Annotated in this window: 18 protein-coding genes and 1 pseudogene; 11 read left to right on the top strand and 8 right to left on the bottom strand. The window is 39.1% G+C overall.

What is annotated here, in order from left to right; translation table 11 throughout:
- Positions 1–283: 283 nt before the first annotated feature.
- On the top strand, positions 284–1795 hold the full coding sequence (locus tag FC57_RS03030; protein ID WP_007126066.1) for an L-lactate permease: 1512 nt from the start codon (positions 284–286) through the stop codon (positions 1793–1795).
- A 62-nt stretch (positions 1796–1857) separates the two neighbouring features.
- Here FC57_RS03030 and FC57_RS10595 read toward each other — a convergent pair whose 3' ends face one another.
- From FC57_RS10595 to pepF, 3 genes are all read right to left on the bottom strand, one after another.
- Positions 1858–2085, bottom strand: coding sequence for a Txe/YoeB family addiction module toxin (locus tag FC57_RS10595; protein ID WP_081445816.1), 228 nt, complete (start codon positions 2083–2085; stop codon positions 1858–1860).
- Entirely contained in the window at positions 2049–2300 is a 252-nt protein-coding gene (locus tag FC57_RS03025) for a type II toxin-antitoxin system Phd/YefM family antitoxin (protein ID WP_007126068.1), read from the bottom strand. The genes FC57_RS10595 and FC57_RS03025 overlap by 37 nt, the downstream gene beginning before the upstream one ends.
- A gap of 72 nt (positions 2301–2372) precedes the next feature.
- Positions 2373–4169 (bottom strand): oligoendopeptidase F, encoded by a 1797-nt coding sequence (pepF, locus tag FC57_RS03020; RefSeq protein WP_040529552.1) that lies wholly within the window; start codon positions 4167–4169, stop codon positions 2373–2375.
- Positions 4170–4334: 165 nt separating this feature from the next.
- Here pepF and FC57_RS03015 point away from each other — a divergent pair, with 165 nt between their 5' ends.
- The 3 genes from FC57_RS03015 (at position 4335) to FC57_RS03005 (ending at position 7097) form a co-directional block, all read left to right on the top strand.
- Complete coding sequence (locus FC57_RS03015) at positions 4335–5576, top strand: LCP family glycopolymer transferase (protein ID WP_007126070.1); 1242 nt, start codon at positions 4335–4337, stop codon at positions 5574–5576.
- A 15-nt stretch (positions 5577–5591) separates the two neighbouring features.
- The gene (locus tag FC57_RS03010; RefSeq protein ID WP_007126071.1) at positions 5592–6320 is read left to right on the top strand and encodes a Fic family protein; all 729 of its coding nucleotides are present in this window, start codon (positions 5592–5594) and stop codon (positions 6318–6320) included.
- A gap of 87 nt (positions 6321–6407) precedes the next feature.
- Complete coding sequence (locus FC57_RS03005) at positions 6408–7097, top strand: DUF554 domain-containing protein (protein WP_007126072.1); 690 nt, start codon at positions 6408–6410, stop codon at positions 7095–7097.
- Here FC57_RS03005 and FC57_RS03000 read toward each other — a convergent pair.
- Entirely contained in the window at positions 7072–7647 is a 576-nt protein-coding gene (locus FC57_RS03000) for a GNAT family N-acetyltransferase (RefSeq protein WP_007126073.1), read from the bottom strand. The genes FC57_RS03005 and FC57_RS03000 overlap by 26 nt on opposite strands.
- Before the next feature lie 126 nt (positions 7648–7773).
- Between FC57_RS03000 and FC57_RS02995 the strand changes: the two genes are divergently transcribed.
- Genes FC57_RS02995 through FC57_RS02980 form a run of 4 tightly spaced genes read left to right on the top strand, consistent with a single transcriptional unit; the run spans position 7774 to position 10967 of the window.
- Positions 7774–8148 carry a 6TM ABC transporter family protein gene (locus FC57_RS02995; RefSeq protein ID WP_040529558.1) on the top strand — a complete coding sequence of 125 codons (375 nt, stop codon included), beginning with the start codon at positions 7774–7776 and terminating at the stop codon, positions 8146–8148.
- Between the two features lie 8 nt (positions 8149–8156).
- A complete protein-coding gene (locus FC57_RS02990) occupies positions 8157–9698 on the top strand; it encodes an ABC-F family ATP-binding cassette domain-containing protein (protein WP_007126075.1) in 1542 nt (513 codons plus the stop codon).
- Positions 9699–9708: 10 nt separating this feature from the next.
- Positions 9709–10479 carry a threonine/serine exporter family protein gene (locus FC57_RS02985; protein WP_007126076.1) on the top strand — a complete coding sequence of 257 codons (771 nt, stop codon included), beginning with the start codon at positions 9709–9711 and terminating at the stop codon, positions 10477–10479.
- Positions 10480–10481: 2 nt separating this feature from the next.
- Positions 10482–10967, top strand: coding sequence for a threonine/serine exporter family protein (locus FC57_RS02980; protein WP_007126077.1), 486 nt, complete (start codon positions 10482–10484; stop codon positions 10965–10967).
- A gap of 202 nt (positions 10968–11169) precedes the next feature.
- Here the strand turns inward: FC57_RS02980 and FC57_RS02975 are convergent, their stop codons facing one another.
- Complete coding sequence (locus tag FC57_RS02975) at positions 11170–11883, bottom strand: C39 family peptidase (RefSeq protein WP_007126078.1); 714 nt, start codon at positions 11881–11883, stop codon at positions 11170–11172.
- 117 nt (positions 11884–12000) lie between these two features.
- Between FC57_RS02975 and FC57_RS02970 the strand changes: the two genes are divergently transcribed.
- Entirely contained in the window at positions 12001–12537 is a 537-nt protein-coding gene (locus tag FC57_RS02970; RefSeq protein ID WP_007126079.1) for a hypothetical protein, read from the top strand.
- 54 nt (positions 12538–12591) lie between these two features.
- Here FC57_RS02970 and FC57_RS02965 read toward each other — a convergent pair.
- A pseudogene (locus tag FC57_RS02965) lies at positions 12592–13528 on the bottom strand (ribonucleotide-diphosphate reductase subunit beta).
- Positions 13529–13530: 2 nt separating this feature from the next.
- Positions 13531–13977: a class Ib ribonucleoside-diphosphate reductase assembly flavoprotein NrdI gene (gene nrdI, locus FC57_RS02960; RefSeq protein WP_007126081.1), complete on the bottom strand. Its 447-nt coding sequence runs from the start codon at positions 13975–13977 to the stop codon at positions 13531–13533.
- Positions 13978–14103: 126 nt separating this feature from the next.
- Between nrdI and FC57_RS02955 the strand changes: the two genes are divergently transcribed.
- Together FC57_RS02955 and FC57_RS02950 are read left to right on the top strand one after the other, a co-directional pair.
- Entirely contained in the window at positions 14104–14724 is a 621-nt protein-coding gene (locus tag FC57_RS02955) for an LVIS_2131 family protein (protein WP_007126083.1), read from the top strand.
- Between the two features lie 12 nt (positions 14725–14736).
- Complete coding sequence (locus FC57_RS02950; protein WP_007126084.1) at positions 14737–14937, top strand: hypothetical protein; 201 nt, start codon at positions 14737–14739, stop codon at positions 14935–14937.
- Between the two features lie 38 nt (positions 14938–14975).
- On the opposite strand, the gene FC57_RS02945 is transcribed toward FC57_RS02950, so the two are convergent.
- Positions 14976–16481 (bottom strand): O-antigen ligase family protein, encoded by a 1506-nt coding sequence (locus FC57_RS02945; RefSeq protein WP_040529560.1) that lies wholly within the window; start codon positions 16479–16481, stop codon positions 14976–14978.
- Between the last annotated feature and the right edge of the window lie 59 nt (positions 16482–16540).

Raw genomic sequence — 16540 nt, 5'->3', positions numbered from 1 at the left:
AAAGCTAAATTATTTTTTATTTAAGCTATATTTTAGAAATTAATATACAAAAAGTCTATGAAAATGCTTTTAGTGAAAAAAAGAAACCACTCTATTCCGCGGAGTGGTTTCAAAATGATGTGAGAAATTTTACTTTCCATTAATTGTTATATAGTTTGTTAGCCAAACTTGCAAGCAAAAGTTTTAGAATTTCTAATAAATCTGTAAAAATGGTTATCTAATTTTTCTTTTTAATCAAGAAATGATTAAATATTTAATAGATATTTTTTTATGGAGAGATTAGATGTGGATTAAATTTGCAATTGCTTTGGTGCCGATTATTTGGCTAATTATTTCGCTAGGTGTAATGCGCATGCCCGCAGCACGTGCTTGTGTGGTTGGACTAATTTTAACCATTATACTAGCGATTTTCAGCTTTAAATTGCCAGTAATCGATACTATGACTGGAGCTTTAGAAGGAATAATCATGGGAATCTGGCCGATCATGTTTGTGATCGTGGCCGCTCTTTTTGCGTACAATGTAACGAATGAATCCGGTGGGATGAAAACTATTCAGGATATGTTAGCGACAATTTCAACGGATAAGCGAATCATTGTATTGATTATTGCTTGGGGCTTCGGTGGCTTTTTGGAGTCAATTGCAGGTTTTGGTACAGCAGTAGCGATTTCTGCAGGTATTTTGATTGCCTTTGGTTTGAAGCCGATTCAAGCATCCGTAATTAGTTTGATCGCTAATACGACAGCAACGGCTTATGGCGCAATCGGTCTGCCAATTTTGACATTAGCTGAAGTTACGAATTTAGATCAGGTTGCTTTGTCTTTCTTGGTATCAGTGCAGTTGTGCATTTTGGTAATCCTTGTGCCATTTATTTTGGTAATCTTAACCGGTGGCGGAGTTAAGGCTATTAAAGGTGTGGGTTTAATCACATTTATGTCTGGCTTGGCAATGGCGATTCCCCAGGTAATAGCTGCGAGATTTGTTGGTGCAGAATTGCCTGCTATTGCTGGATCTATCTGCTCCATTGCTGTTACGATTTGGCTTACTAGATGGCATGAAGACGAAGAAGAATCCGATGTAGAACGGCCAGCAAATAAGGATTTGCTTAAGGCTTGTTCAACTTTCATTTTGATCTTTATTTTTGTTATCTTGGCTTCTTCATTGGTGCCAGCCGTTAACAATTTATTGAATAAGGCAACAATGAATTTGGTTGTTTACAGTGGTAAAAATCCTAATACGCTCTCAATTAATTTTCTTTCATCTCCTGGTACTTTGATTTTAATTGCTGCTTTAATCGGTGGGGCAATTCAAGTTAGCTTCAAGAAGATGATGCAGATTCTGGTTGAGTCCATTAAGGGCGTAGGTAAGACGACTGTTACAGTTTGTGCCATTGTTGGTTTGGCTAAGGTAATGGTTTATGCTGGTATGACAGAAGCGCTGGCTGCCGCACTGGTTAGTTTGCTCGGCCCAGTATATCCATTATTTGCGCCATTAATTGGTGCTTTGGGTACATTCTTAACTGGTTCGGCTACATCTGCGAACGTTTTATTTGGTAATTTGCAGCTGTCTGCTGCTACGAGTTTGGGCGTGAACAAGTATTGGGTTGTGGCATCAAACATGACTGGTGCGACGGCAGGGATGCTTTCGCCACAGAATATTGCAGTTGCAACTGGTGCGATTAGTCGTGAAGGCGATGAAGGTGAGATTTTGAAAGAAACTGTCAAATGGGGCAGTTTGTACCTGGTAATTTGTTGTGTGTTCTTGTATGGAACAGGATTGATTACTGGAATGATTTAGAAAAACAGAGTAAATGAAAAAACTGATATATTCATTTCTGGTGAATATATCAGCTTTTTTGTTTAATGATCACTATAATGATCTTTACACGAATAGATTATGATACTTTTTCCGTCATAATCATAAATAATTCTATCTTTAGAATCAATTCTACGAGACCATAATCCGGATAAATCATTCTTTAAAAATTCAGGTTTACCCATACCTTCAAATGGGTGACGTTTGATATCTTTAATTAGTTTATTAATTCGTTTTACTTTCTTATTTTGTCCTTGATTTTTCCAAGCGATACTTGTTCACGACCACGCTTTATCTTATCCATTAAATACTCGTTTGATTGAATTGATAAAGTTTCCATCAATGAGTCGTATTCATTTTTGCTTAAAACAACCACATTATTTTTATGATTCTTATTGATAACAATTAATGGTTCACTATTATCATTTACTTGTCTGAAGTAGGTCTTTAGATTTTTTCTAAAATTACTATAATTTACTGCATCCATATAAAGTGACACCTTCTTGTTACCTTTTGTACAAATAATTGTGCTATGATTTCTGATTGTTTCTATTAATTTCTATTTCTCAATCAAACTCTCAAATTCATCCAATCTCTTTTCAAAAGTCTTGAATGCATCTTCCAAGTAGTCTGGCTTTGTCATATCAACGCCAGCATGTTTCATAATCTCAGTTGGGTAGTCGCTTGAGCCAGCCTTCAAGAAGCCAAGATATGCATCCCTCTCAGCCTGACTGCCATGCACAACCTTGTTAGCCAAAGCAGTCGCAGCCGCAAAGCCAGTCGCATATTGATAAACATAGAAGTTGTAGTAGAAGTGTGGAATCCGTGACCATTCCAGCGCAATATCGCCGCCTGGTTCAACGCTGTCACCATAGTAATGTTGGTTGAGCTGACCATACACATCATCCAAGGTCTCAGCAGTCAATGGTTCACCCTTAGCATCAGCTTCATGAATAAATTGTTCAAATACGGCGAATTGGGTTTGACGGAATAGAGTACCCTTAAATGAATCTAGGTAGTAATTCAAAATGAAGGCCCGCGTCTTAGGATCAGTAATATGGTCTAGGAAGTATTCTGTCAAAATATTTTCATTCGTAGTAGAAGCAATTTCTGCCACAAAGATTGGATAGTCACCATAGACATAAGGTTGCGTATTACGAATGTACCAAGAGTGAACAGAGTGGCCAGTCTCATGAACCAAAGTATACAGTGAATCAACGTTGTCTTCCCAGTTAAGCAATTCGTATGGGTCAGTGTCATAGGCACCACCAGAGTAGGCACCAGTGACCTTGTTCTTAGATTCAACTACATCGATCACGCGGTTGTTAAAAATATAGTCGACATGTTTCAAATAGTCTTCACCTAGTGGAGCTAATGCCTTCTTAGCAACTTCTTTTGCTTCTTCAAAGTTGTAGGAAAGGGAAGGTTTGCCAGTCAAAGGTACATACATGTCCCACATTTGTAAATCTTTCAAACCTAAAATTTTCTTGCGCAATGCAACATAACGGTGCAATAAATCAAGGTGAGAGTCGACCTCTTTAATCAATGTATCATAGACTTGCGTAGGTACGTTATTTTCAGCTAAAGCGGCTTCTCTAGCAGAATTGTACTTGTGAACTTGAGCGTTATAGTTATGTTTTTTTACAACGCCGGAAAGAGTAGAAGCAAGTGAGTTTTGGAACTGACCATAAGTGGCATAAAGTGTGTCAAATGCACCTTTTCTGACGTCGCGGTTCTGTGATTGGATAAGCAAGGAGTAAAGACCGTCAGATAGTTGTTCCATGTTGCCATCTTCGTCTTGGACATAGCCGTATTCCATGTCGGAGTTGGTTAAAACATTAAAGGTGTTTTCTGAGACGCTCAATGCATCCCCAGCATCAGCAATTAATTTTTCTTGTTCTGCTGGCAAGGTATGCGGACGCTTGTTGGTGATCGTTTCAAGGTAGTGAGCATAGTCCTTCAGGCGTGGTTCGTCTTGCTTGAATTGTTCAAATTTGGCGGCAGGGATGCTCAAGATTTCTGGACTGATAAAACTAGTTACTGCTTCAAATTGATTAGCCAGTGTTTGTACGCGACTGACGTAACCCAAGTAATGAGAATCGGACGTATCAACATCGCTGGACATAGTAGCGTAGGCATAGATATTTTCAACTTCACGCTTAACGGCCAGAATTTTAGTTAATCCTTCATATAAGTCTTTACCAGATTTAACTAAAGTCCCCTTTAATTGTTCCAGCTTAGCGACCTTTTCTTTGGCATCGGCATAAGCTTTTTCCCAGTCTTCATCTGTCTTAAAAACACGGGTTAAATCCCATTTCAAGTCTTCAGGAACTTCATTTCGTGTTGGAATAGCCATAATTTTTCCTCCATTATTAGTTTTCATTTGATTCCACAATTATTCGATGTAGAATTGTACACAAAAAATAAGTTATTATTAATTATCGGTAATTTTATTTTATCTAGAGTTTAAAAGTGATACAAATAAACTTGTATTAATTTTGAAGGGAAACGATATAAAGATATGGAGCCAAATTCCAAACGCAGAGAAGAATATCGAGCCAAGCACTCCTCGCTCAATCTTCATCATAATCGAGCTTTAGCGGCGGATAAATCTTCATATAAGCCTGGTAATATGTTTGCTCGGTTTATAGGTTTGATTGCATTGGTCGCAGTCTGCTTCGGCGTGGCCTGGGCTGCACACATGTACTTTACAATTCATAGTGCAGTTGATGGCAGAAATGGAGGTGGTCTTGCTACTTCCGCTAAAATTACGAATAGACAACCAATTTCAGTTTTGATTCTTGGGGTAGACCAAGGAATCGAAGGCCGACATGATCGAGGCAACTCAGATACCTTGATTTTAGCAACGGCTAATCCACAAAAAAATACAGCAACTATGACTTCAATTCCACGTGATACGCTGGCTGATATTAAAGGCGATCCTGGTGATAAATACTTTATGTTCCGGGTGAACTCAGCTTACGAAATCGGCGGTAGCAAGTCGAGTGTCAAAACCGTTTCGAGTTTATTAAATGTTCCAATTAACTACTATGTTGAAGTTAATATGAAGGCTTTGCGCAGCTTAGTTAATGCGGTAGGTGGCGTTGATGTTAATGTGCCATTTGACTTTTCATACGACTGGTGTGACTTCCACAAGGGTAAGCAACACTTGAATGGTCGGCATGCGGTAGCCTATGTACGAATGAGAAAAGAGGACCCACGAGGTGACTACGGTCGTCAATTGCGTCAGCGTCAAGTGATCGAAGCGATTGCGCACAAGGCGATGTCAGTTAACACCATCAGTAACTACCGTAAGTTAGTTGATATTTTTAATAAATACGTCAAAACCAATTTAACTTTCAACGATATGCTTAGTTTGGCACTTAACTATCGTGGCTGCATGAGTAATTTAAACAGTGGCTTTCTTCAAGGACACGATGCTTGGATTGATGGTGCTTCAATTCAGGTTGCTTCAACTAAGGAACTGCAAAAGACTTCTAATAAGATTAGAAAGAATTTGAATTTACCAGTTGAAACTTTAGATAATGAAGAAACACGTCAAAATGAACTGAACGATCAGAACAACCATGTTAAATGGGATGATCCAAATGCGTTCACTACTTATCAGATTTACGAACAGAACGCAGATAAGCCAGCAGGTGGATCTAATTCTGGTTATGGTGAAAACAGTAGCTCGTCAACAAGTTCGAGTTCAAGTTCTTCATCAAGCAGCAGTAGTAGCACCTGGAAATTCCATTGGTAAAAAGAAGGTAGGATAATGCTTCACTATTCACCAGAATATATTGATGATGTGTTAGTACGATTTGCATATCACTCTAATGCTATTGAAGGAAATTCTCTTACGAGAGGACAAACCGAATCTGTTATTTTGAATGATACGGTTACTTCAGTTGGCTATAAGGGCGTAAAATTACGAGATGTGTATGAGGCTAGCAACCAAAAGGACGCATTTTATGCCATGCTTGATATGGCAGCCAATAATATGGAATTGAATGTCACTAATATATTAAAGCTTCAGTTTGAGCTAACCAAAAATACGATTGGTACTGCAGGTAAGTTTAAGCAAAATGAAAATATGATTTTAGGGGCGGATTTTCCAACTTCTTCTGTTGCGCAGACTCCAATTGATGTTAGTCAATGGGCTGCTAATACTAACTACCAATTAGAAAATAGTGCTAATGATGATGAATTTATCGAAAATTTAATGGCGGCACATATTGCTTTTGAACGTATTCATCCTTTTGAAGATGGTAATGGGCGAACTGGTCGAGAGTTGATTAATTTTGAATTAGCTAAGCGAGAGTTGCCATTCTTAGTAATAGCTAAAGAAGATAAGGCGCAGTATATTGCTTATGAAGCGGATCAGGATGCAAAGCATCTAGCTGAATACGCCAAGAAGAGAATGGCTGAAGAAAAACAACGCTATGAAGTTTTTGAAAAAAATTATCGGGCACAAAAAGATTTTGAGAAAAAACATCAAGATTAAACAAAATAGCATCCCTAACCAAGTTGGTGGGGATGCTGTTTTTTGTCATCTAGCCTTGTTGTAAAATAAAAATAGAGGTGAAAAAAGATGATAGGAACAATCGCTAACACATTGGCATTACTAGTCGGAACAGCTATTGGCTGTTTGCTCAAAAAAGGACTGAACAAACGCTTTGAAGATGTATTATTCATTGCCATGGGTCTCGCAGCTTTAGGCATTGGTTGGGAAAACGTCACCAACAATATGCCGAAGAGTCATTATCCGGTTTTGTTTATCGTTAGCTTGGCTTTAGGAGGCATTACCGGAACTGCTTTAAATATTACTGGGCACTTCGATCATTTAGTTGATAAGGCAGGTAAATCTAATCTCGGTAAAGGCTTGGCTACCGAGATTCTGCTTTGCTGTATTGGTGCCTTATCCATCGTTGGTCCAGTTATGGCGGCAGTGAAGGGCGACTACACTATGCTTTATACCAACGCCATGATGGACTTCGTTACTTCAATGGTCTTTGGTGCTAGTTTCGGCTGGGGGATGCTGCTAGTTGCACCGGTGCTGTTTTGCTGGCAAGGCAGCATCTATCTAGTCGCTAAGTTCTTATCTGCTAGTTTCTTTACTGGTCCACTAGTAGCAGAGATTTCCATCGTCGGTGGGTTCTTAATTGCCTGCTCAGGTCTGGCATTATTGAAAATTCGTGATGTTAAAACTTTGAACTTCTTACCTTCTTTGTTAGTTCCGATCATCTTTTTTATCATTAAAGATCTGACTGGCTGGTTCTAGTGGGATTGATTTTTCTAAAGATCTTACCAGCCATTTGGTGGTCATGGATCAAGTTCTGTTCAACGCCCATTAATTTAAAACCAGCATGTTCAGCAACTCGGCTACTCTTGCCATTTTCGATGGCCACGATTAAGTCAACGTATTGCAAATTCAACTCATTAAAGGCATATTTGCATAATTCCAGTACGCTGCGCGTAACGATGCCGTGTCCTTGATATTTGCTGGAAAGCCAGTAGCCGATCTCGCCTTTTTTATTTTTGACTAATTTATGAAGATCAATCATCCCAGCAGGTTCACCATTGACTAAAATAGTGAGTACGATCATTCTTTGCTGGATCATGTCTTCTTGGATAGTTTTAATAAACTTAGCTTCATCATCTGCAGACTGCATCTTGTAAGCCCAAGGAAGCCATTTACCCAAATCTTCACGATCATCTGCAATGGCGTGATAAAGTTCAACTGCCTGCCAAGCTTGTGGCATGGCTAGGTTAATATCTAAGTCGTCAATTTTGAAATGAATGAGTGAAAAATAATAGTGTACTTTATCCATAAAAGAGTGCCTTTCTAATTAAATTGTTACAAAAATTATACTTAATCATCCATCTGTTGCAAAGCCTACTAATTTTTGATAAGTTCAATAGCAGTTACCAAGTTTCAATGTAAGAAGGGAAAAATTATGCAGAAAAAAGAGAGTATATTTCCAGTTGTTTATGGCGTGATTTCCGCCATTATTTCTTTTATTGCCGTGATGTTTATTTGTCTACGCAGTTTTAGTCTGAACTTGCAGCTTTCAATCATCCTTGCTGGTGTTTTTGCGATTTTTTTCTTCGGCTTGTCTTACTTTAGAGGGCATGCATCAGTTGAAATTAAGAGAATAGTTTACAAATATAAGCTGACTGATCAAGAAGTGGCCAAGATTACGGGAATGAAGGCAAGCGATTTTCCAATCTACCATAATCATTTGGAATTGATTTTGCCTAAACGTTACTGGCCACGTGTACTTGATGCGCTGCAAAATTATGAAAAAAAGCGCGAATCAGCTGAGGAATAAGAGGGAAAATGAGTTTATTAACTGTAAAAGACTTAAGTCAGAGTTTTATTGATAAAACTTTATACGAAGATGCTAGCTTCGTGTTGAATAAGGAAGACCATATGGGAGTTACTGGTCAAAACGGGGTAGGTAAATCTACTTTGATTAAAATTTTGACCGGCGAAATTATTCCTGATGAAGGCCAAGTTAAGTGGCAAAACAAAGTTGATGTGGGTTATCTGGATCAGTATGCCAAGTTGGCTCCTGGTGTAACCATTCGTGGCTTTTTGCGTACTGCCTTTGATGATCTTTATCAAAAAGAAAAGGAATTGAACGACCTTTACGCAAAATATGCGGAAAATGGTGACGATGCCTTATTGGAAAAAGCCGGCAAGGTTCAGACTTACCTAGAAGAAAATAACTTCTATGATATTGATACCGAGATTGAACAAGTTGCCGCTGGTTTGGGTTTAGCTGATCTGGGCTACGATCACGATGTTTCTAAACTATCAGGTGGTCAACGCTCCAAGATTATTTTGGGTAAATTGCTTTTACAAAACCCTGATGTTTTGGTACTGGACGAACCGACTAACTATCTTGATGTATCGCACATTGATTGGTTAGTAGACTACCTGAATAACTTCTCAGGCGCCTTTATTGTAGTTAGTCACGACTATGACTTTTTAGGTCGGATTACTAACTGTATTATCGATATCGACTTCGGTACGATTACCCGTTATACGGGAACGTTGAAGCAAGCGTTACGGCAAAAAGCGGCTAACCGTGAGACTTACCTCAAGGCCTATGCCAACCAACAGCGTAAGATTGCGAAGACTGAAGCTTACATTCGCAAGAACAAGGCCGGTACGCGTGCTAAGAGTGCGAAGTCACGTGAGAAACAATTGGCTAGAATGGACGTTTTAACTCCACCTAAAAACAATCGTCGTGCTAAATTCGAATTTCCATATGTGGCTACTGCTTCTAACTTGCTATTACAGACGCAGGATTTGGTGATCGGCTATGATCACGCTTTGGTTAAGTCGGCCTTTAATTTCTCCGTTGGCGGGGATGAAAAGGTAGCGATTACCGGTTTTAACGGTATCGGTAAAACCACTTTGCTTAAAACGCTCTTAGGTCAGCTTAAGCCAATTTACGGTTCATATGAGTTGTCCGTAACGGCAAAATTAGCTTACTTCAAGCAGGACTTGGCTTGGCCCAACAGCAATATGACGCCGTTACAATATCTGCAAGAAGAATTTGAGCGAAAGAAGCCGCGTGAATTGCGCCAGGCTTTAGCTAGAATGGGCTTGACCGCGCAACAAGCAATGAGTCCGCTGAAGGAACTCTCTGGTGGGGAACAGGAAAAAGTGAAATTGGCGAAGATGCAATTCGAACCAGCTAACTTGCTTTTCTTGGATGAACCTACTAACCACTTGGATAACGATACGAAGGATGCTTTAAGAAAAGCAATCGTGAACTTCCCAGGTGGGGTAATCGTTGTCAGCCACGAGCGAGATTTCTTCCGTGGCGATTGGGTCGATAAAACCATTGATATTGAAACAATGAATTGAGGCTAACATTATGTCCAATAAGCAAACCGCCCAATTTTATCAAGAAGTTTTGGATATTTGTTTAACTGCAGGTCGTCTTATGATTGAAGGCGGCAGTGAAATGTATCGAGTTGAAGATACGATGCTCCGAATCGCGCGTAACGCTGGGATTGATGATCCGCGTGTTTTTGCGACGCCAACTTGTGTCTTTATGAGTTTGGATGGCGGAGATCTGTCGCAGATGAAGCAGATTCGTGATCGGAATATCAATTTGGAGTTGGTAGATCGAGTTAATGAGTTATCGCGTGAATTTGCGGCTAAAAAGATTGATCTGCCTGAACTACGCGAACGCATTATTAAAGTTGCTAATGCTCCATCCTTTCCTATGTGGCTACAAGTAGTTGGTGCGGGCGTTTTGAGTGCCACCTTAATGGTGCTGTTCATGGATAACTATGATTGGGTTGATTTTCCGGGGGCAGCTTTTGTTGGGGCTGTTGGCTTTTGGGCATACTGCGAGTTTAAAGAATACACTAAAGTCCGCTTTTTATCAGAATTAGTTGCCGCCATGGTGATGGGACTTTTAGCAGTATTTTTAAATTATCTTGATCCCAAAATGATCATTGACCATATTTTGGTAGGGGCCTTGATGACTTTGGTACCAGGACTTGCATTGACCAACGCCTTGCGTGATTTGTTCATGGGTGATTTGTTATCAGGCATCGTTAGAATGTGTGAGGCTACGCTAAGTGCTTTGGCATTAGGCGGTGGCGTCGCCCTAGTTTTGAAGTTCATGGGGGCCTAAAAATGCCATTTTGGTTAGAAATTATCATTAACGTTGCCTTTTCGTATATCGCTTCAGTTGGTTTTGCATTGACGATTAACGTGCCGCACCGAGCTTTAAATTTGTCTGGAGTTAGCGGTATGGTTGGCTGGATGACTTATTGGTTTTGCTTTAGAGCAGGGATGGGACGGATGGTTTCCAACCTGCTGGGGGCATTTTTCATTGGTATTTTGGGTCTGTTCTTTGCACGAATAAAGAAATGTCCGGTAACTGTTTTTAACATTCCAGCGTTGGTACCGTTGGTGCCGGGGATGCCCGCTTATCAGGCTGTTCGCGCACTAGTTGTTGGCAATTATACTCAAGGACAAGAGCTGATTTTACGAGTAGCCATCGTCACTGGTGCCATTGGACTGGGGTTCTTGCTTTCAACAATGTGCACGGAAGCTTTTTACAAATTAAAATATCGCCATTTGCGCAAGCTGAGACTTTACATGCGACGAAAAAAATAGTACAGTACTTAATTGACGAGTCGATTAATGAACGCGAGATGCGTATATTTATGAGATAGAGGACATCCGCCTTAAGTGGCAGGCACGGGAAGTGCTGATGTTGGGCACACTGATGTGAACAGTTTGCATGCCCACATATGCTTTTGCATGTGCCTTGATTAAGAAAGACCAAGCTTTGAATAGAGCTTGGTCTTTTTTTGTATTATTTGATATATAAAGCTTGGCGGCCTTGTTGATCATAACTTTCTTCAAGGTGATGCCAATTGACTGCTTGATTTTTTCTGCCGTAAGGATTGTTTACATAGACAATCCCTTTTTTCTTACTATAGCCGGTGATTACGCAAGCGTGTGAAGATGGCGTTACTCTGACTTTGCCGCTGTTGGTTTCCCATGTCTGCATATTGTTTACGCGACTAAAAGTGGTGGTAGTGATGATCATGACGGGATGACCATCAGAGACTCGCTTAAGCAAGTCCAAAAAAATGCTGCCTGAGATGTTTTGAATATGGTTGGTATATTTCCGTGCGACATTGTAAAGCGGCGCGCTGTAGACGCACCAGCCGGCATTAGCGACAGACATATGCCCGACAAAGCCCTGATTAGGATTGCCACGATATTTGCCATTATCGGTAAAAGAATCAACGTGTTGAATATTTTCGGCTAATTCATTTTTGCTGACTTTGATGCCATAGTAATTCATGAGCATGGACAAACTAGTTACCTCACAGCCGTTTGGTAAATCCGGCAATTGATTTTCCAGGGGTACATTTAGTTTTTGCTCATCTTTCATGGTCATCCAATCAATTTGTTCATCGATTTCGTTTTTGTTTAAAAGGTAAATTGACCCTATAATAAAAATTATTGCTAATGGAATGGGCCAAAATAAATATTTTAAATTAAATTTTCTCGTTTTCATAATGCTTATTCTAACAAAAGCAGGTAGAAAAATAACAATATATTATTCTCAAAAAAAGTGACAAAAAATTTTTTTGTAGTATGTTTGTATGTAGATTAACAAAAAGGATTGTTTATTTTGAAGATTAATTTAAAGGATTTAAACGATAAAATTGAGAATCAAGATTACATTCAAGATCTTGAAACAGTGAAATACGCCGATATCAGTAAATCTAAGAGCAAAATTAAACCATATGCAGAAAAGATGGTGAAGGAAGTTGTAGCAGCTTTCAAGCATAATTCTTTGGTGCAAACCCAACTGGCTGTAACTGGTCAACGTCCAGCTACTTTTGCCTTAGAGACTAATATTATCAACTTGCCTTATGCCAATTATAAGAAGATTGCCAATTTTTTCGAAGAAGGGCAAGAATATGACTTGAACGTTTATTTTGAAACGCGTTCAGAATATGTTAATGTATCAGGTTTTAGAATTGATCAATTAGCTACAGAAGATGAGATTGAAAAAGATAGTGCTGCAATCGTCGATAAGCTGGTTGATGCTATTATTGAAAAGCTAACTACGATTCGCGAATACAAGAAACCTGAAAAGAAAGCTGCGAAGACTACAAAGAAGCCTGCTACTAAGAAAAAGAAAACGACAAGTAAAAAGAAGTAGTTAAGTAAAAAATAAAGCCTGCTGAAAAAATTTCAGCAGACTTTTTCTTTTGAACTATTTAATTTCTTTAAATTTAGTAAGTGAATGATTGTTGGTGTAGAAGAAGAAGTCTTCAAACACAGCACTCTTGATAACGCCTTTTTCAAGGACAGGATTAATTGTGTCAGACGTATCAGGATATTTAGCTGGGAAGGCCTAAGTTCAAGTAGGCTTTGTTCGTGCTGTAGTAAAGATAGTGCTTAGCGTCATCGATCCAGCCAGTATCTTTATACATAGCTTCAATATGCTTTTCTTCAATAGTAACCAACTTACTGAAGAGGTTATCAATCCACTTCTTTAATTTGGACTTTTCTTCTTTACCAAGCTTTTGGAAGCCTAGACGGAACTTATATCCAGGATAAATTCCGCTAAAGGACGTACCACGCAATGCCAATTTTACGATTTCGGCGGTTCTTACCATTTTACCTTCACCGAAAAGAAGGAGTGGTGCGTAGAAATCAGCGTGGTAGAGAGCAGTTTCTAAAACTACATCTGCTGCCTTCTTTTGCAATGCATCCCCACTTTGGTAAATCTTATTTAAAATGTGAATCTTCCTTTGTAAATAATAGTTGTTGTTTGCCCAATCAAAGGTTTCTTGGACATCATCATCAATCCCCAATTCGTGGATGACATAGCTGTAACCTTTATTGGCGATTGATTCCAAATATTGCAGGGCATTCAAAACAGCGGACTCTTCCGGCGTAATTGCGTCTTGCTTGATTTGATCAAGGCCAATTCGCATTTGCAAACCAGAAGCGAGTGCTAATGAGCCAAAGGCACGCAATACTGCGGTTTGCTTTGGCTTATCCAATTTTAAAAATTCTTTTTGGTCTTCTTTTACTGGAACGTGTCGCGGTTCCCATATAATATCGTTTAGCCGCGCCCAAGCGGATCTATCGACTCGGTCTTCCATGTCGTTCCAGTTTATTGCTTCGTAATATTTTTTAGTCATATTTAATCTCTAAAATCACTCAAAAAGCTGATATTTCCACGTAATTCCTTAGGTTTTTGTACCTTCTTAGTGCTCTGACCTGCGGAAAGATCATGGACGATCTTACGAACATTTCTGACATCTTGGTCGGTACCACTGAATTCCAACAAATACAAAATGGGAATTTTCAGCGTTGCTGCGATCTTTTTTGCAGTTTGAGCGAAAAGGTCGTTGAAGTTTCGGTTGCCACAACCAATAATTCCTATAATATTCTTCTTATTGTCTTTATACGTTAAAAAATCAACGACGGAATCCATCATAAAGTCCTGATATGCAGGCACTACAAGAATATAGTGTTCCCCCATATCATACTTAGGGTTAGCATCGCTGATCTGGTGGGCCTTTAACCTGGTTTTATCAATAAAACGCTTGGTTTGCCCAGTGATTGAATAAAATGCTATTGCTACCATATTTTTCCCTAATAAATCTAATGTACCAAGGTATATCTTCTCACCTCAGAGCAAAGTATTCAATATTTAAGCTATTCAAATTTGAAAAAAATTCCCCTATAATTAAAGGCAAGGAGGACGACACACATGTTTAGCTGGAATATTATTGGGATCCTGATTTGGGTTGCCATCATTCTTTATTTAGTCTTTATCGTCCAAAACATCCGTCAACGGCGGATTAAGATGATTATTAAAAAACATAAGCATTTTACCTGGCCAAACTTTTTGGTCAATGTAGTAGAAGTTGTAGTATTACTGGTTGCGGCTGGTTGGATGTTTAATCAAACATTTATGGATAATCCTGATTTGGAAGATGCTAACCGCATAACTTCAAGTGTGAAGTATGAGCCACTGATTATGAGAACGGGTTCGGGAAATTCGAGCTACGTGACGATTGATTCTGCTAAGAAAAAGTATGGGTCACAAACTTATACTTTTTATCGGGCAGGAAGCAAGATTACCACTTCAAGCAATTATGCTTCGATTGCGTATGGCAACACCGCTTTAGACGTGAATGCGGAGAAGATTCCATATGTTAAGAAGGAATTGACGGAGATGGATAAGAAGTATCAGCGTGCTTATGTAGCGATTTATACGGCCGAGTATAAGCAGAATTTGGCGAATGGAATAGGGATGCACGCGGGTCATTTGGCAACGCGGTATTATTTGATTCGTGTTCCGGACCAGAGCTTTATTAAACAGAAGTAATTGAGGTGTTTCATGGGAGTACTGTCCTACAAAGGCTATTACGGCACGATTGAAACCGAAGATGACTTTTTGATTGGTCATGTATTAGGTTTAAAAAATACAATTATTTCTTACGAAGGTGCAACTGTAAAAGAGCTGAAGCGAGACTTTAAAAATGGTATTGATGATTATCTAGACAGTTGCCAGATAGATCATACTGTACCAGAGAAGTAAAAAAGATCAGCGTATGAAAATTACGCTGATCTTTTAATTTAATCTTCTTTTTTTATTTCATGAAGCAAGCTGCCTTCGACGAAAGCGAGGATAAAACTTGCAGTCAAAAAGTCCATTACATTGCCTGATAAAAACGCTGCAAACAGCATGAAGGCAATCGACAGAAGCATTGAACTTATCAGGTAGGTTCTCTTTTCTTTCTCTTTCAACCATTTAAGCAATGCATATAGCATGATCACTACATATGGACCGATAAAGAGTATCATCCCTAGCCAGCCCAATGAGTAAACCTGACTTGTAAAATCACGTTCCAGGTTGAAGATATTCGTCTCTCTAGTGTAGGAGATACCGAAGACCTTATCTAGCTTATTGTTGTTAGTCATAACTACCTGATCCAGCATCGCCTTCTCAACGCGGCGGTTTTCCATTCTAGCAGTTCCCGGCTCGTTCATAATCTTGAGCCAAAACTCCGGGTCGTACTTATATGGATAACTCGTCATCACAAACTTTCTATTCAAAGCGTAGTCTTGATAGTGTTCGCCAATAAAGTTAGTTAAAAACTCTTTACGCTTCTTGCCGCTAGGGTATTTTTTAAGCCCGTCGGCCAATTCTTTTTTAACCTGGGTCAAACTATTGTCTGATTGTTGAGCCAAGTATTTTTCATAGTTGTAGCGTTGAATGGCTGGTCCAAAGGGGATGATTGCCATCGTGCCCGCTTCGATAAGCAAGGCAACGATAATTGCTTTACCATTTTTCTTCACGTCTTTGATGATGAAGAGGTGGAAAACATAAAGCAAAATGCCGACGATGATCCCACCAATTAAACCGATTAGCGCAACTTTGGTACCTAGTTCAATCATGGCTAGCGCCTGTACAACATTTAGCGTGATAGTCTTCCAATTAAAGTGGCTGAACATGAAGTAAAGCATTAGCGGCACTAACATGAACAGTACAGCTGAAACCATATTGGCAAAATTGAAAAAGCCTTTAGATGCCATGTGCGAATAGCCGATATTTGGATTGAAGAACCATTCGAAAATATTAGCGCTAATGAAGCCTGTCTCGTAACTTCTCAGCGAAATAACGAAGAGATTGCTAATGATAATCGTGAATGAAAAAAGTCCGCTAATTCCTTCGATAACGTGCCTAAATTCATTTCTGGTGAAATCCAATTCGTTAGTAAAAAAGATTACGAGCAGTGGCAGCAGCATTCTAATCAGGTAAAAAATTTCACTTACAGTTGAATAGCCGTAATCCGTTGGATTAATGCTGTTAAAGTTTTTTACGTGGATTAAATGCAGAATCGAATAGACGATCAACAATGCTAAGTAAACGATTAGCCATTTTTCTTGGCCTAGTTTTTGCCAATTTTGTTTTTGACTGAAGAACATGCAAAAAATGACAAAAACAGCCAGAATTCTAATGATTGTTGGCAAAGTAAATGGCAATACATCGGCTAGTTTGCCGTTGTAGAACCAATACAAGTCCAAGAATGGCTGAATGAGAATGAACCAAAATAAAACGGTTCGTGTTTTTTCCTTCATTTTTTCTCCCTTAATAAGTGATATCCCTATAATTTTAGGCAAAAAAAGACCCTGCGTAA

The sequence above is a fragment of the Lactobacillus ultunensis DSM 16047 genome (assembly GCF_001436305.1).
Lineage (GTDB): Bacteria > Bacillota > Bacilli > Lactobacillales > Lactobacillaceae > Lactobacillus > Lactobacillus ultunensis.
The sequence above is the reverse complement of the archived record's forward strand: the minus strand, read 5'-3'. Positions and strand labels throughout refer to the sequence as shown.

Bases quoted from the DNA above. Each gene is read 5' to 3' on its own strand.
- FC57_RS03030 (WP_007126066.1), top strand. From the start codon at position 284: ATGTGGATTAAATTTGCAATTGCTTTGGTGCCGATTATTTGGCTAATT.
- FC57_RS03025 (WP_007126068.1), bottom strand. From the start codon at position 2,300: ATGGATGCAGTAAATTATAGTAATTTTAGAAAAAATCTAAAGACCTAC.
- pepF (WP_040529552.1), bottom strand. From the start codon at position 4,169: ATGGCTATTCCAACACGAAATGAAGTTCCTGAAGACTTGAAATGGGAT.
- FC57_RS03015 (WP_007126070.1), top strand. From the start codon at position 4,335: ATGGAGCCAAATTCCAAACGCAGAGAAGAATATCGAGCCAAGCACTCC.
- FC57_RS03010 (WP_007126071.1), top strand. From the start codon at position 5,592: ATGCTTCACTATTCACCAGAATATATTGATGATGTGTTAGTACGATTT.
- FC57_RS03005 (WP_007126072.1), top strand. From the start codon at position 6,408: ATGATAGGAACAATCGCTAACACATTGGCATTACTAGTCGGAACAGCT.
- FC57_RS03000 (WP_007126073.1), bottom strand. From the start codon at position 7,647: ATGGATAAAGTACACTATTATTTTTCACTCATTCATTTCAAAATTGAC.
- FC57_RS02995 (WP_040529558.1), top strand. From the start codon at position 7,774: ATGCAGAAAAAAGAGAGTATATTTCCAGTTGTTTATGGCGTGATTTCC.
- FC57_RS02990 (WP_007126075.1), top strand. From the start codon at position 8,157: ATGAGTTTATTAACTGTAAAAGACTTAAGTCAGAGTTTTATTGATAAA.
- FC57_RS02985 (WP_007126076.1), top strand. From the start codon at position 9,709: ATGTCCAATAAGCAAACCGCCCAATTTTATCAAGAAGTTTTGGATATT.
- FC57_RS02980 (WP_007126077.1), top strand. From the start codon at position 10,482: ATGCCATTTTGGTTAGAAATTATCATTAACGTTGCCTTTTCGTATATC.
- FC57_RS02975 (WP_007126078.1), bottom strand. From the start codon at position 11,883: ATGAAAACGAGAAAATTTAATTTAAAATATTTATTTTGGCCCATTCCA.
- nrdI (WP_007126081.1), bottom strand. From the start codon at position 13,977: ATGGTAGCAATAGCATTTTATTCAATCACTGGGCAAACCAAGCGTTTT.
- FC57_RS02955 (WP_007126083.1), top strand. From the start codon at position 14,104: ATGTTTAGCTGGAATATTATTGGGATCCTGATTTGGGTTGCCATCATT.
- FC57_RS02950 (WP_007126084.1), top strand. From the start codon at position 14,737: ATGGGAGTACTGTCCTACAAAGGCTATTACGGCACGATTGAAACCGAA.
- FC57_RS02945 (WP_040529560.1), bottom strand. From the start codon at position 16,481: ATGAAGGAAAAAACACGAACCGTTTTATTTTGGTTCATTCTCATTCAG.